Below are 15412 nucleotides of genomic sequence, written 5' to 3' on the forward strand. Positions count from 1 at the left end.
GGGCCGCGGCTGTCACGCCGCGGCCCGTTTTTTATCGATGCTCAGGCGCCCGCAAAGAGCGTCGCCAGATCGTTCGTGCGCGTCGCGCTCGCCTGCGCGAGCACGCGCTCTTCCAGCTCGTCGAGATGCGTGCGCATCGCGGTGAGCGCGATATCGAGCGCGCCCTCCTCCAATGCATCGACGAGACGCCCGTGTTCGTCCGATGCGCAATTCGACAGCTTGGTCGGATCGAACAGCGCCTTGTAGAGCTCGGTCTTGGCGACGAGCTGGGCGAGAAACGCCTGCACTTCCCGTGCGCCCGCCAGTTCCGCGAGCAGCAGATGAAAATGCCCCGCGAGGCGCACGCAATCCGCCACGCTGCCCGCCTTCACCGCGCGCTGCTCGGCCTTGACGTGCGCGCGCAACGCGCGCTTCGCCTGCGTCGACAGCGTGCCGCACAGCGCCGCGACGATGCCTGCCTCCACCACTTGCCGCGCGCGATAGACCTCGCGGATGTCGGCGGGCGTGGGCGACGGCACGAACGCGCCGCGATTGGCTTCGAGCGTGAGCTTGCCTTCGGCGCCGAGCCGCGCGAGCACCTTGCGGATCGTGCCGCGCGTGCAGTCGAAGGCGGCGGCGAGTTCGCGCTCGACGAGCTGCGCGCCGGGCGCGAGCTTGCCGTGCAATAGCGCGGAGCTGATCGCCGCGTAGACGCGCTCGTCGGGCGAACTTTCGCTCGCGGCTTCGTTCGATGATGGTTCCTTGCGTGATGCCATGATGCCTGTCGTGCTTGCGTAGATTCGCATTGTAGCGAGAGCGCACGCACGGGCGCGAATTCGGTCTATCAGGTCACGCGTATTTTTGGTTGACCAAACACTGCTAGAATGGTCAACCAAAATGCATGAACCATGGGAGGAATCCATCGTATGAATCCATCGACCTGGATCGTCAACGCACGACCGTTCGGCGGTGCGCCGGCGGATGTGCGCGTAACCGGCACGACCATCGACGCGATCGTTCCCCATGGCGAGCGCACGCCCGCGCCCGGCGATACCGTCGTCGATGCCGCGCTCGCGCTGCTGTTGCCGGGTTTGGTCGAAGGACACACGCACCTGGACAAGACCACGTGGGGCATGCCGTGGTATCGCAACGCGGTCGGGCCGCGTCTCATCGACCGGATCGAGAACGAGCGGCGCTGGCGCGCAGAAAGCGGCCACGATGCCGCGCAGGCGTCGCGCGCGCTGGCGCTCGCGTTCCTGCGCGAAGGCACGACGCGCCTGCGCACGCACGTCGACATCGATACGGATGCGGGCCTGCGTCATCTCGAAGGCGTCTGCGAGACGCGCGCCGCGCTCGCCGACGTGCTCGACATGCAGATCGTCGCGTTTCCGCAATCGGGCGTGCTGAAGCGCCCCGGCACGCGTGAGCTGCTCGACGCCGCGCTGGCAAATGGCGCCGATGTGCTCGGCGCGCTCGATCCGTCCTCGATCGACGGCGATCCGGCCGCCTCGCTCGATGTCACGTTCACGCTCGCGACGAAGCACGGCAAGCCCATCGACATGCATCTGCACGAGCCGGGCGATCTCGGCGCGTTCACGTTCGACCTGCTGCTCGATCGCGTCGAGGCGCATGGTTATCAGGGGCGCGTCGTGGTGAGCCACGCGTTCTGTCTCGGCGCGCTGCCCGACGCGCGGCGCGGCGCGCTGCTCGAGCGCATCGCGCGCGCAAACGTCGCGCTTCTGACGACCGCGCCCGCATCGGTTCCGGTGCCGCCGTTGCGCGAAGCGCGCGCGGCGGGCGTGACGCTGTTCGGCGGCAACGACGGCATCCGCGACGCGTGGACGCCCTTCGGCTCGCCCGACATGCTCGAACGCGCGATGCTGATCGCGATGCGCTACGACCTGCGCCGCGACGACGATCTCGCCGCCGCGTTCGATTGCGTGTCGATCGACGCGGCCCGCGCCTGCGGCTTCGCGGACTACGGCCTCGCGCCGGGCATGCGCGCGGACCTCGTGCTCGTCGATGCGGACACGGTCGCGCAGGCCGTCGCGATGCGCCCGCCGCGCCGCTTCGTAATGGCGAACGGCACACCGGTCTCGCCGGAGTTCACGCGATGAACCCACGCGCATCGAATCTGGCGTGGCTCGCGGTGATCGTTGCGATCGGGCTGAACCTGCGGCCGCTGCTGACGTCGGTGAGTCCGCTGATGGGCGTGATCCTGTCGGCGACGGGGCTGTCATTTCGCGGCGCGTCGATGCTGACCGGCCTCCCCGTCGTCGCGATGAGCGTATGCGCGTTCGGCGCGAGCGCGCTGTCGAAGGCGATCGGCAACGGGCGCGGCGTCGCGATCGGGCTCGTCGCGATCGTCGTCGCGTGCGCGGGGCGCTGGTTCGCCGGGAACGCGGCTGCGCTGATCGTGAGCGCGGCGATTGCGGGCACGGGCGTCGCGGTCATTCAGGCGCTGTTGCCCGGCGTGATGAAGACGCGCTTCGCCGCGCGCCTGCCCTTCGCGATGGGCCTCTATTCCGCATCGATCATGGCGGGCGGCGGCCTCGGCGCGAGCATCACGCCGGCGCTCGCGTCGCGCGTATCGTGGCAGGCGGGCCTGGCGTTCTGGGCGATGCCCGCACTGCTCGCGCTCGCGGTGTGGATGCTCCTGATGCGTGCCGATGCGCTGCCTCGCGTCTCATCGACGCGAAACGCGAAGCCCATGCCGTCGCTCTTTCTCAATCGCCGCGCGTGGACGCTCGGGATCTTTTTCGGGCTCGTCAACGGCGGCTATACGAGCCTCGTCGCGTGGATGCCCGCGTACTACCAGCAACTCGGCCGCGGCGTGACCGAAAGCGGCACGCTGCTCGCGCTGCTGACGGTGTTTCAGGCGTCGTCGGCATTGCTTTTGCCGATGGCGGCGTCGCATTTCGGGCGTGGCCGCGATCGGCGTCCGTGGCTGGCGCTCGGCCTCGTCGCGCAACTATTCGGCTTCGGTCTGCTGCTGTTCGCGCCGCTTTCCGCGCCCATCGCGGCGGTCGCGCTGCTGGGCGGCGGGCTCGGCGGCGTGTTCGCGCTCACGCTCGTGCTGACGCTCGATCACGCCGATGACCCCGAACTCGCGGCGCGGCTCGTCGCGTTCGTGCAAGGCGTGGGCTTCGTCATCGCGGCTCTTGCGCCGGTCGCGGCAGGCGTCGTGCGCGATGTGAACGGCGGTTTCTCGATGTCGTGGATGATGCTCGCCGCGAGTCTCGTCGCGATGATCGCGCTCAATGTCGTGTTCGGGCCGCGCCGCTATGCGCGCGCGATGCGCCCGCGCGACGACGCGCTCAGCGCACCGCATGACATGCGAAGAACTCATCGAGCAGATCGGTCATCAGCCACACGGGACACGGGCGGCGACAATGTCCGTCGTAGCCCGCTTCCTTGAGGCGCGCGATCGGTTCTTCCGGCAGAAAGCCGCTCATCGCGATGATGAGCCGGCGCGCGTCGTCGTCGGCGTCGCGTAACGCGCGAACCAGCGCGTAGTTCCCGCAACCGCCGATGCGCGTGTCGAGAAAGAGCACATGCGGACGCCATTCCTCGACGATGACTCTGACCGATGACGCGTCGAGCGCGAGTTGCGCCGGAAAGCCCTTCAGCTCGAACAGCGACGCGAGCGATGCGCCGAGCACTCGCTCCGACAGCGCGAGCAGCACGCGCCGCGATTCCGGAGGCAGGCGCGATTGCTTGCGGTTCCATAGCGAGCATTGCGCCGGGCTGGTTTCGTATGCTCGATTGTTCAAATCATCCCTCTTGAGTCGATTCGGCCTATTGCCGTCACCGTTGTGGCGCACCACGCGCCACGGTGATGCATCGGCGCACTGCGGGTGGGCGGCGCGCTTGCTTGTACGAGATGGTTAATTTTGCCGATGCGTTGCGGGGCGCCGGACTGCGGGAGATCGGGCGCGCACGCGGGTGGGAGAGGGGCAGGAAGTGGGCCAAGTGGGCCAGTAAAGCAAAAAGCCCAGTCGCAAAGACTGGGCTCGACGCGGGCATCTTGCCCGCCCTAAGCGGCTGACGCGACGGCGCGGACGCAGGCTTAGCTTCCTTGCAACTGCTGGTGAGTCTTTGGCGCTACGCCGCTATCGATAAGTTCTTCGATCACGTGCTGTTCGGTGGCGTCCATCGGGCGCAACGAGGGACGCGCCTCCTTGAAAAACTCCATCGACAACTTCGCACTCGCAAGTGCAAGGCACAAGGCACAAGGCAGCGTCAACGCGTTCTAGCCGCATCGCTTGTTCGTCGCAGAGTGATTGCCTTTGATGCGTGACCGTCTCTTGCGCTCGCTTGATGCTGGCAGCTATCTGGCCGATTCGGTGGTCGATGCTAACAGCGCCGGTTGCGGTAAGAATTTTTCTTTTACCCATGCTCGCTCCTGTACGAAGCCCGGAGCCGCGCCCTTCGGACGAAGGGGCGGGCGGGAACAGTGACAAGGTTGGCAGACCGGGACCAATACGACCATACCGGCAACCCTTTCGGGTTCCCTGCCACGTCCCGCCCATAGGCGCGACAAAGCAACGTGCTTCCTTGGTCCGAGGGCGCACGCGATCTCTAGCTGCACTTCTTCTCAGAGCGCAGCTAACGTAAGCCCACGTTGCGTGGGCTCACGGGTCGTTACATCTGGTCACCAGGCTGCCAAGCCTGTCCCAGCGCAACCACGCGCCGGACTTCACAGAATACGGCATGACTCCGCGCCGCCGAATCTACGGCAATGTCAAAGTTTGTCTCTGTCGCGCAAAGCACGGCTTAACCAAAACCGCTGAGGCCACCTGACATTCCTCGAATTTGTCTACACCAAGCTCAAAAAGCAAAAAGCCCAGTCGCAAGAACTGGGCTAAGTATCTGATTTCACTGGCCCGCCCTACACGACTCGAACGTGTGACCTACGGCTTAGAAGGCCTGCAGAGACCCCATTTCTCGGTGTTGACGGAGATTCCTAAATTCGCCGTAAACACCCGCCCGTATTGGCTTTCCGGCATTTTAGACGAACCAGCCGCGTTGACCAGAATTCCATGTTTTTCCTAAAATCGGGTTACATGGTGGTTACATGAAATCCGTGTAACCCGGTTTTCAAGGAAACGGCGCGTTGGCGAAGATCAATTTTACGGCGGGACGTGTCAACGGGCATAGCTGTACTGGGACTAAGTCGCAAGCATTCATTTGGGACACGGGGGCCACCGGCTTAGGCCTGCGTGCTACCCCAGCTGGGGCACGCACGTATATCTGGCAAGGCAAGCTCGACGGCGCGACAATTCGAGTCTCCATCGGTGCGGCAAAAGATTGGAGCATTGATGAGGCTCGGGATGAAGCACGACGGCTGACGCGACTGGCTGACAGCGGCAAAGATCCACGGGAAGAACGCGCCGAACAGCTGGCAGCCGTTTCGGCCCGACGGCTGGAAGCGCGTCGAAAAGATGTCACCGTTGACGACGCATGGAAAGACTACTTAGTTGCCCACTCCCATAAGTGGAGTGAGCGTCATTACGACGATCACGTACGACTATCTCGCGAGGGAGGCAAAGAAAAGAAGCGTGGTTCCGGATTGACCACCGCAGGCCCCCTCGCTTCGCTTATGCAAATGAAACTTTCGGAACTTACGGCTGATCGGGTTGCTGCATGGCTCCAGGTAGAGGCTCAGAGCCGTCCGACCAATGCCGAGCAGTCTTATCGGAAGCTGCGCGCATTCATTCGCTGGTGCAGCGAGCGCCCCGAATATCGCGGGCTTGTACCAACCGACGCATACACCGCACGCACCGTTCGAGACTCAGTACCGCGCCCGAAGGCAAAAAGCGACTGCCTCCAGCGCGAGCAACTCGAAATATGGTTCGAATCCGTGCGGCAGATCGGCAATCCGATAATCAGCGCGTATCTTCAAGGTCTGTTAATCACAGGGGCTCGGCGCGAAGAACTAGCAGGGCTCACTTGGAATGACGTAGATTTTCGATGGCGCAGCCTCCACGTTCGCGATAAGGTCGAAACAGAGACGGGGCGGTTCATTCCTCTTACTCCCTATCTCGCAAGTTTGCTGCTCGAGTTGAAGCGCCTCAACGAAACGCCCCCCAATACGCGGATGCTGGCGCGGCTAGAGACCGCCGGCAAACCTTGGAAGCCTTCGGCTTGGGTCTTCTCCAGCACACGCGCCGCCGATGGCAAGCTCGCCGAGCCGCGAATTGCACACGATAAGGCGCAACTGGCCGCCGGATTGCCACACACGAGTCTGCATGGCCTGCGTCGCTCGTTCGGCACATTAGCGGAATGGGTCGAATGCCCTGTGGGCGTCGTGGCTCAGATCCAGGGTCACAAGCCCAGCGCACTCGCGGAGAAGCACTACCGGCGCCGGCCGATCGATCTCCTGCGGCTTTGGCACGACAAGATCGAAGCTTGGATGTTGGAGCAGGCTGGCATCGAGTTTGTCGCTGCTTCCGCCCCTCCGGCCATGAGTGCAGTGGGATAACGGCACAAGGCGGCGCGCCTCGCGCGTGCTGCAATAGTTTGCTCCCGCCTAGTCTTAGCGGGCGAAAAGCCGGACTCCTTCACCGGCCGGCGGGGGCATCTAATTGAAGGGCGCTTGAAGGAGCGCATGATGTCCGACCCGCACGCTGAGGAAGACTACGCGACATATGTTGCGAAAGAGATCGAACGCCTTGCACGAAATATGGAGCGTTTATGTGAAGCTCGCCTCAAATCTTTGAGCGAATTTCTTTGCTGCGAGAGTGAACCTTATCCACGCGCGCACCTCACTACGTTGCGCCGACCTATTCACTTCCTTGCCATGCAGGCCATCAGCCCAAAAGGCCACCCTTCGATGCACCCCCAGAGCGGCTCATCGTTCCTTCCGCATCGCGAGCGGCTTGCGCGCTATCTCGAAGCAGTAGAAGGTCTAAACGCCATCGTTGCGGAAGCTGTCGGTGCCAGGGCGCTTATTGTGCGTAGTGCATCTACCGGGATTCCCCTGCAAGCGTTACCTGCGCGCGCCGTCGAGCCAGCTCGGGGTTTCATATCCGCCATACGGTGCAGCGAAGCCATGCGTTCAGGTGAGTTCCACGACGCCGCCAAGGTACTTCGGGGATGCCCTTTGCTCGACCACCTACCGCACTCGGGCGTTGCAATCCGCCTGGTCGAGTTCGATGAATGGTCCGCTCTTGCTGGAATAGCGGAGCCGAGTGAAGTGACGCGCCTATTGCAAATGGCAGACGACGAGATGTGGCAGCGTGAGCTCAAGTACCATGCAGTACTTCAGAACGACGCGAACAGTGCAGAGACGGAGGAGGAGCGCGCCGCGGCGGCTTCCGACCTGAACCGCTTACGGTCGCTAGCGAGAGCACACGGTCGTCTCCTTCCGAACGTGACAGATGGTAATGCTGATAAAGCAGAAGGCGGCTACGCAATGGCAGAACCACCGCCAATGCGCCCGGCTACCCTCTCCATTGCCCGCCAGTCGCGACAAGGCGACGCGATTGGTCTCGTGACGAACAGCTCACGCGATAACGCTGGCCTGAGAATCGGCCGCAACTCGAAGGCATCGGTCGACGCCTACATTAAACTCCGTGCCCGCGAGCTGTACGACGCTGGCCGTGCTTCCGACTGCACAACTCTTGCGACCATCATTGCAACAGAGATGCAAACAAACGGCTGGCATGGGGAGCGCCGACAGTTGAGCGCTTCGACGGTCGCAAAGGCAATCCCAGCTGGACTGACTGGCGGCCGAAGCAAAAATGGCCGGCGACGTCCCTAACTTGAATCGGCGCGCCGATTCAACCCTACGCCGATTCACTACGCGGATTCAAAATCCTACGCCGAATCCCGTCAGATAAGGCATTGCGCGTTGTGCATTGATAGCTAGACCGGCGTATAGCCCTATTCTGAAATGGAGTCTGTTCCTACGACAGATGAGGTTTCAGATGCATATGGTTCACTCGCCGTTGCGGAGCCCCGGGTTGCCCGAGATCTTGCCGACGGATGAGGCTGCCGCATTACTCAATCGGAAGCCGCAGACCCTGCGTAAGTGGGCGTGCCTCGAGAACGGCCCGATCCGCCCCATTCGTATCAACGGCCGCCTCGCATGGCGCGTGAAGGATCTCCAAGCGCTGCTCGTCGAAGGAGATCGGTCATGAAGGGCAAAAAAAGGGCCGGCGCAATGGCCAGCCCGAAATACATCCATGAGAGTGCTCATCGTAGATCGGAACTCACGAGAGCACTATCTGACAAGTACGAAATTGAGCCTCGCTTGACGAAGTCGGAATCAGTCGTCTATCCTTTGAATCGTGGGAGGAGACACCTCTCGCTCGGGGTTAGAAGCCCGATCAGACATAGGCGGACAACCGCCGACCGGCGGTTTTTTTTCGTCCGCTGCCTTGCGTTCGCCTTCAATGGTCGGGCCTTGGCGGGGGAGCGTTCGCGCTCACCGGTTTCCTATGTCACCGGCCTTCTAACCCTGCCTTGTGCCCGGCCACCCCGTTTAGAAGCGGGGCCGGGTTCGTTGAACCTGACATATGGAGCCGTTCGCATGCGTCCCGCTATCCCCGCTCGTCCCGAGCAGACCTATCCCCCGCTTCAAATCCGAATCATCAACCGCGCCTTGCGCGACGCCACTCTCGCGCCCAACGCGAACGATGCACTCGACTGCTGCGCCGACGCGCTTCTCCACCTCGCTGAACTTGCCCGTGCGGAGGTGCGCCATGACTAACACAACACGCGACGTTATCCATCAAACACCGTCGGCAGCTGGCTTGCTCGCGTTTTTCGCAGAGCGCTTTGACATGGCGCACGCCTCAGACAGCGAGCTGCAATTTATTGCCGACTGCTCATGCGTCGCAGTTGATGCCGCGTCATCCTTGGCTGTAACCACGTCCGCGATCGGATGCCTTATCGCAAACGATCGAAATCTCGACCTCAAGGGTGCTCGATCCGGCGCATTACAAGGAGACGATCAGCCACTGCATCTGCACCTGCTCGCGAGCGAGATAGAACTGATCGGACAGATCGTTGAGACCTCGTCCGAAGCCGAGTCGGTCCTCCGGCAACGGTTGATTGATCGTCTCAAAGTCGAGCGCTCTCGGTGTATCCGTAGCGGTGAGTACTCCTCACAGGAGGACGTATGAACGTGATCAATAATGAGCGAGTCGTGCTCGACATCCAGAAGAGTGCCACGCAGAGAATCCGCATCTCGCATCGCTGGTATAAGGGCCGCGAGTACGTTGACGTCCGCCTTTTGGTGGTTAATGCCGCGAGTGAGTTCGTGCCAACGCAGAAAGGGCTGATGGTGCGCCCGGAGTTGCTGCCACAGGTTATTCAAGGCCTGACGCTGGCGTCGAAGGAGGCGCGATGAAAGAAAACTACAAACTAGGCATTCCCATCGCCGAGGGCAAATACGCGAGCCCTACGGAATGCGTTCTCATGTGCGGCTTCCTTGTGTTTCACGCAAAGAATGTCGACGACGACGTGCGCCAGTTCGCACGCCGCGTACTCGATATCGTCTTCACCGCAGCTGCGCAGAACGGCTTTCGCCGCGCAGATCTGCTTGAAACGCTCATGGCTAAGGCCGATCCCTCGCCGCGCGTGGGCAAGCTGGCGGGGCAAGCGACGGCGTCGATCGGCGACAACTTCGCCTTCGCCCGCGTGGTTGCGCACGCAGGTGTGATCGCGGGAGGTAAGCAATGAGCACCGTCTTCGACAATCACCAGCGAATCCTCGAAGCACTTTCGTTCATCCCGCCGGACGTCGATCGCGACGTGTGGTTTCGCGTCGCTGCCTCTTTGAAGCATGAGGAAGGCGACGCTGGCTTCGAAACGTTCGATCGATGGAGTCAGGGAAGCCCGAACTACGTTGCCGCCGATGCTCGCGACACGTGGCGCTCGATCCGCCCCGATGGCGGCATCACCATCGCCACCTTGTTTGCGATCGCCAAGAGGTACGGCTACAACCCGCGCGCGAAGGCTGCAATCGTCGTTGATCCGGTGGAAGTCGAACGCCGCCGGGCAGAGCGCGACGCCCGGGCGCAGGGGGAGGAGCAGCAACGAGCGAAGGACCGCAAACATGCGGCGAGCCTCGCGCTCGCCATCATCGAAAAGTCTTGCCTGGCGCGTGACGACCATCCTTATCTGTTGCGCAAGGGTGTCACAGCGGTGGGCACCCTTCGTGAGCTCGACGTTCAAAAGCTCCGGACGCTGATCGGCTACCACCCGCAATCCGGCGGCGCGCAACTCGAGGGACGGATTCTCATCGCGCCGGTGATGATTGACGGTGCAGTCACAACCGTGGAGATGATCGATGCGCAGGGGCGGAAATCGGCGCTGGTAGGCGGGGCAAAGGCTGGCGGCGGCTGGTTTGTGTCTGCCATCCCGCAAGACTGCGATCGCATTCTCATCGCCGAAGGCGTTGCTACGGCGCTGTCAGCTCATCTGTGCACGGGCCACGCTACGGTGGCCGCGCTCTCGGCGGGCAACCTCTTGAAGATTGCTCAGGCGATGCGGGCCAGCTATGCAAATGCCGAAATCACGGTCCTCGCTGACCTCGGAAACGGGCAACAAAAGGCGGTCCAAGCGGCGCGAGCCGTCAATGGCACGGTCGCTTTGCCCGAATTCGGCGACAAAAGCAGTGAGGACGAGACCGACTTCAACGACATGCACACTCGTTTCGGCGCGACCGCTGTCGCCGTGCAGATTGCAAAGGCCGCAAAGCCCGATGGCGGAGATCAGCCGGATAAGGGCTGCGTGCCGCGCGGCTTCTCCATAAGCAAGGAAGGCGTGTTCTACACAGACGACGACGACACGCCGCACTGGATCTGCTCGCCGCTCCGCGTGAGTGCGCTCGTGCGTGATCGCGCGTCAGAGAATTGGGGCCGTCTGCTCGAATGGAAGGACGCAGACCATCAGCCGCACTCTTGGGCCATGCCGATGGAGATGTTGCGTTCGGACGGTGCGGACATGCGCGGCGAGCTCGCTCGGCTGGGGTTGGACATCTCCCCTAGTTTCCGCGCGCGTAACAAGCTGACGGAATACGTGACGACGGCCAAGCCGAAAGCGCGCGGGCAATGCGTGACCCGCACCGGCTGGCACAACGGCGCTTTCGTGTTCCCAGACCGGACCATCGGCAAATCAGACGAGCGCGTGATATTCCAGTCGGAAGTCGTGATGCGCACATATTCGCAAGCCGGCACTCTGGAGGAATGGAAGCGCGACGTCGCAGCATACTGCTCGGGTAATTCTCGGATGCTCGTTGCCGTGTCGACCGCGTTCGCCGGGATGATGCTGGCGTACTCGGGTCAGGAGTCGGGCGGTCTGAACCTCGTTGGCGACTCGTCGACGGGTAAGACGACCGCGCTCCGTGCCGCTTGCAGTGTGTACGGTGGACCTGACTATATGCAGCGGTGGCGCGCGACGTCGAATGGGCTCGAGGGCCTGGCAGCGCTTCACAACGACACTCTCCTTGTGCTCGACGAGTTGGCGCAGGTGGATCCACGCGAGGCCGGCGAGATCGCCTACATGCTGGCAAACGGTACGGGAAAGGCACGCGCGGGGCGAACCGGCTCGGCGCGCGCACGGCAATCATGGCGGCTGCTGTTCCTGTCGGCCGGTGAAATCGGGCTTGCGCAGCACATGCAGGCCGGCGGAAAGAAGGCCAAGGCGGGTCAGGAGGTGCGGTTGGTCGAGATTCCGGCCGATGCAACTCAGGGCTTCGGTCTCTTCGAATCGCTGCATGGGCAATCCGGCGGCGCGCAGCTCTCGGCGTTGATCAATGAAGGCTGCGCGCGCAGCTACGGAGTGGCGGCAATCGAAACGCTCAATGCGATCGCGAGGGAGCCGGATGTGATCGAACAATACCTGCGTCAGGAGACGGCAAAGTTGCTCGCCCAACAGCTGCCGGCTGACGCCAATGGCCAAGCGCATCGCGTCTGTCAGCGGCTTGCACTCATTGGCCTGGCTGGCGAATATGCGACCGATCAGGGAATTACCGGTTGGCAACCCGGTGAGGCACTCGAGGCGTCGGCGACGTGTTTCCGAGCATGGTTGGAGAACCGAGGCTGCGCAGGCAATCACGAACAAGGCGCCATACTCTCACACGTGAAGGCGTTCTTCGAGGCCCACGAAGAGTCGCGGTTCACCGACTTCAACGATGTGTCGGAACGGCCGACTATCAATCGCGCGGGTTTCCGTCGCAAAGGCGATGCGGGCGTGGAATATTTGGTCTTTCCAGAGATCTTCAAACGCGAAGTCTGTAACGGATTCGATGCGCGTTCCGTGGCCAAAACACTCGTTTGCGCCGGCTGGATCCGCCCGTCTGCCGACGGTCGCTCTGTCCGAGCCGAGCGCATTCCTGATAAAGGTCCCACGAAGGTCTACGTTTTCACGTCCGAAATGTGGAAATATCCGTTGCCCACCTGAAAAATCACGGGTTACGTGGGTTACACGGGTTACACAGACGAGAAGCCTTGCTGCACAAGGGTTTCGGCGTAACCCTCTCCGAGAAAAACGTAACCCATCGCGATTTGGACGGGTTACAGTCTGAGCGGTGTAACCCAAAACTGGGGTTACACGACGTCCGGGCTACAAAATGGGTAACGAAAATATCTTATTTAAATCAACCACCTAGACGTACGTAACCCATGTAACCCGTGTAACCCTTTTATAGAGCAACTTCTAACAGTATTTGGAGAACAGTGGCGAGCACCGGAACGACGATCTAAATATCTCGGATGCGGGCTAGTTTGTAACGCCGGCGCTCATCATGGAGGTGAAGGTGCTTCTGGCGTAGCAGATTAAACGCATGCGGCGAATGCATGAACCCGTACTACTTTCAGCGTTACTTAGACCAAGCAGTGGAGTAACAGCGTTACGCCGAAACTGATGCTGACGCGTGGCCGTGTTACACCGGTGGTGTAATACCAAATTGGTGTAACGCTGAGAGCCACGCCCCGACTTGAATATACGAGGCCGGCAAAGAACAGCTGACCCGTGAGCTTGAGCGCAACCGATGTAGGCGCTCCGCAAACAGTTTCGAACACGGTGTCCAGACGTGGCATGTCGTCCCAATGTGGGGCAGCGCCAGCATGGTGTCTTTCCACGAGTCGAACGCTTGCTCGTCCGCCAGTACGTCGAGCGCGGTCTCGATGCCCGCCTACGACACGTTCTTGCAGCCTACGCGCGTCAGCGCGTCGACCCGTATCGGCAACGGGCGAGTGACTCTCTAACCTTCGCTGCGAAATGCAATATATCACCGACCGGCTTGAGCCGTCCTTACGCAGCGCATAGTCTACGTATGCGCTTGGGTGGCGCGCCCTCTCAAGCCTAGCCCGCCAGCCAAGTTAAGTAAGGCTGGTCAAACGTTAAGGCGCACCTCCGCTTGGCCCGAGCGGAATGGGCCTTGCCTTGCCGCGCGGGAAATCAGCGCCCTCGCTGAAAGGACTCTCACCGAACGGAGACGCTGATATACGGAGTACTCCGTTTAAAACCAGTTGTTCGAGCAACTCCCTTATCGGAGTGATCGAGCGATCCTGCACTACCTTCTCTCGCTCGGCCGCCAATTTGTGACCCGATACCTTCCTCGTCTGCGCGTCTTGGGAAAAAACGTGCCCTTCAAAGAAATTCAGATTGTCAAGGTTCGGAAAATTGTAGACACCGCCTCCTTTCTTCCCCTCAACTCCTTCTGCGTCCCCAACCAAGGTAAAATCGAGAACTGCTCTGTCATTCAGCACCTGAAAATTGGACGAAGTAGAGCGAAACGCCCGAACGAACGCAAATGAATTTTCATAAGGCTCGAAAATCTGGGCCTTGACGAATAAAGCGCGGCCCTGCAGAGTTATGTTCAAGGTTGCTAAGTCTTGGATCTGGCCGTCGCCCTTATAGGCTACGCTAATCCAAGCGCCCTCAACGTGTTGGCGTCGGACTGCCTCCCAGCGCCGACTATCCTTCTCGATCGTATCGAAATATTTCTCAAAGTATTCACATACCTTAGGATTCACGGTCCTGAACACGGGCCCATCGTAATTATCGAACAGGCCGAATCCAAACCAGACTTCATCCTCAACTCCCCCTCTGAAAAGAATCATGTTGACAATCGGATAGGTTGCCGCAGTGACATTTGGCACATAGAAGGCACTATGTTTTTCCCAGCATTTCTCAATCATATCGTTCATAACGCCAATGCCCCGCTCGGACTGAATGTCCAACCATTTACGCTTCCTTGACACGACTTTTTCAATCAAGTCGAATCTTCGCGTTCCGTCTCCGTCGGTCAGCCATCCCCTCGACTCGGTCGCAGGTGCCTCGCGATTCGTGTAAAAGACTAGCGTGTTTTTTACCACCTTCGCGTCTTCTGCCAAACGCATCAGGTCGTCAAAATGGTTCTTCAATAGTTCAGAAGCCGGACCAACCCATGCAATCGCGTTCTCGTTATCTTTGAGATCCAAGAAGGCAGCGTTGAAATATTTGAAATGACTTTTCATTCTCCCACTTTGTTCCCACATCAGAGAAAAGAAGAATATCGCCAACGCGATAAAGCCGAGCAGAAAATGCCATAAATAGGTCGGCGGCTCGCGTTCGTCACGAGGAAAATAGCCGAGCCATGGCGGAGCAACCTCGAGCAGCAGAGTTACAACCGCCAATACGAGGCCCACTACGGCTATGATCCACGGATTGTGGTGCTCTTCTGAAGACATAACGACCTCCTTCTCACCGGAATCGGACGCTCGCGCGGCTTTGGGCAGAGCCTCAATCGTCTGGATATTTCGAGCTGGTTCAGCAGTAATATCGGATGCTGATTTATAGCCCTCGGCACCTACGGGCGCCAACTCTTAATGAAATACGTTATGCGCGCTGGCGAACTGACAGGAAATTTTTGCCGGAACGAGAAGTGATAGGAAGCAGTGAAAAACTGGCGAGCTGCGCAAGGGACGACACGAAAAACGACGCGACGACCGGTACTCCGAGAACGAGTGACGGATAAACGAGCCCTACCATCAGGGGTGCTTCCACAAGCTTTTCATCGTCGCGCCTGACTGCTGTAGAAAACTGCTAGAGGTCATAAAGCAAAAAGCCGCTGATCCTTTTACGAATCGACGGCCATTCTGTTCTGGCGGAGATAGGGTGATCCAAAGAACGAAAGAGCCCTTCTGCCGTGGTCGAATATAACATCGCAACATCCGACCGATCGACTGCTTGCAAAAGGCGGATTCAACCGATCGATGCAACACAATGATGGCTGCATGAGCAGCGGGAGTGTTGCAGATGAAGTACAGAATGCGGATCTATTACAGCGAGAGTCAGAAGGCGTTGATGTGGGAGCGCTGGCGTGCTGGTGAGTCGCTGCAGCACATCGCCGAGCTTTTTAATCGCAATCATTCGTCGGTAGAAGGAATTCTGGCGCAAACTGGAGGAATCCAGTCTGCGCCGCGGCGACGATCGAG

General features: G+C 60.6%; 13 protein-coding genes and 1 pseudogene. 11 read left to right on the top strand and 3 right to left on the bottom strand.

The window, feature by feature from the left end; all coding sequences use genetic code 11:
- Positions 1 to 41: 41 nt before the first annotated feature.
- Positions 42 to 755, bottom strand: a complete 714-nt coding sequence (locus tag AWB80_RS41695) for a GntR family transcriptional regulator (RefSeq protein ID WP_061180455.1) — start codon at positions 753 to 755, stop codon at positions 42 to 44.
- Between the two features lie 150 nt (positions 756 to 905).
- Here AWB80_RS41695 and AWB80_RS41700 point away from each other — a divergent pair, with 150 nt between their 5' ends.
- On the top strand, positions 906 to 2096 hold the full coding sequence (locus tag AWB80_RS41700) for an amidohydrolase family protein (RefSeq protein ID WP_061180442.1): 1191 nt from the start codon (positions 906 to 908) through the stop codon (positions 2094 to 2096).
- Positions 2093 to 3397: a cyanate transporter gene (locus AWB80_RS41705; RefSeq protein ID WP_061180443.1), complete on the top strand. Its 1305-nt coding sequence runs from the start codon at positions 2093 to 2095 to the stop codon at positions 3395 to 3397. The genes AWB80_RS41700 and AWB80_RS41705 overlap by 4 nt, the downstream gene beginning before the upstream one ends.
- Here AWB80_RS41705 and AWB80_RS41710 read toward each other — a convergent pair.
- Positions 3297 to 3752 carry a response regulator gene (locus AWB80_RS41710; protein ID WP_061180444.1) on the bottom strand — a complete coding sequence of 152 codons (456 nt, stop codon included), beginning with the start codon at positions 3750 to 3752 and terminating at the stop codon, positions 3297 to 3299. The genes AWB80_RS41705 and AWB80_RS41710 overlap by 101 nt on opposite strands.
- A 1343-nt stretch (positions 3753 to 5095) precedes the next feature.
- On the opposite strand from AWB80_RS41710, the gene AWB80_RS41720 reads away from it, so the two are divergent.
- The 8 genes from AWB80_RS41720 (at position 5096) to AWB80_RS41755 (ending at position 12392) form a co-directional block, all read left to right on the top strand.
- A complete protein-coding gene (locus AWB80_RS41720; protein ID WP_061180446.1) occupies positions 5096 to 6463 on the top strand; it encodes a tyrosine-type recombinase/integrase in 1368 nt (455 codons plus the stop codon).
- Between the two features lie 126 nt (positions 6464 to 6589).
- Positions 6590 to 7744 (top strand): hypothetical protein, encoded by a 1155-nt coding sequence (locus AWB80_RS41725; RefSeq protein WP_160147531.1) that lies wholly within the window; start codon positions 6590 to 6592, stop codon positions 7742 to 7744.
- 166 nt (positions 7745 to 7910) lie between these two features.
- Positions 7911 to 8123, top strand: a complete 213-nt coding sequence (locus AWB80_RS41730; RefSeq protein ID WP_096032003.1) for a helix-turn-helix domain-containing protein — start codon at positions 7911 to 7913, stop codon at positions 8121 to 8123.
- A gap of 392 nt (positions 8124 to 8515) precedes the next feature.
- Positions 8516 to 8695 (top strand): hypothetical protein, encoded by a 180-nt coding sequence (locus AWB80_RS41735; RefSeq protein WP_087132078.1) that lies wholly within the window; start codon positions 8516 to 8518, stop codon positions 8693 to 8695.
- The gene (locus AWB80_RS41740; protein ID WP_143328272.1) at positions 8688 to 9110 is read left to right on the top strand and encodes a hypothetical protein; all 423 of its coding nucleotides are present in this window, start codon (positions 8688 to 8690) and stop codon (positions 9108 to 9110) included. Before AWB80_RS41735 ends, AWB80_RS41740 begins: the two co-directional genes overlap by 8 nt.
- Positions 9107 to 9337: a transcriptional coactivator p15/PC4 family protein gene (locus AWB80_RS41745; protein WP_061180451.1), complete on the top strand. Its 231-nt coding sequence runs from the start codon at positions 9107 to 9109 to the stop codon at positions 9335 to 9337. Before AWB80_RS41740 ends, AWB80_RS41745 begins: the two co-directional genes overlap by 4 nt.
- Positions 9334 to 9669, top strand: coding sequence for a hypothetical protein (locus AWB80_RS41750; RefSeq protein ID WP_061180452.1), 336 nt, complete (start codon positions 9334 to 9336; stop codon positions 9667 to 9669). Before AWB80_RS41745 ends, AWB80_RS41750 begins: the two co-directional genes overlap by 4 nt.
- The gene (locus AWB80_RS41755; protein WP_061180453.1) at positions 9666 to 12392 is read left to right on the top strand and encodes a DUF927 domain-containing protein; all 2727 of its coding nucleotides are present in this window, start codon (positions 9666 to 9668) and stop codon (positions 12390 to 12392) included. Before AWB80_RS41750 ends, AWB80_RS41755 begins: the two co-directional genes overlap by 4 nt.
- A 941-nt stretch (positions 12393 to 13333) precedes the next feature.
- On the opposite strand, the gene AWB80_RS41760 is transcribed toward AWB80_RS41755, so the two are convergent.
- Positions 13334 to 14665, bottom strand: a complete 1332-nt coding sequence (locus tag AWB80_RS41760; RefSeq protein ID WP_143328273.1) for a hypothetical protein — start codon at positions 14663 to 14665, stop codon at positions 13334 to 13336.
- Positions 14666 to 15233: 568 nt separating this feature from the next.
- On the opposite strand from AWB80_RS41760, the pseudogene AWB80_RS45205 reads away from it, so the two are divergent.
- Positions 15234 to 15412 (top strand): annotated as a pseudogene (locus AWB80_RS45205) (IS30 family transposase); the annotation flags it as partial.

This window comes from Caballeronia pedi, from assembly GCF_001544915.2.
Lineage (GTDB): Bacteria > Pseudomonadota > Gammaproteobacteria > Burkholderiales > Burkholderiaceae > Caballeronia > Caballeronia pedi.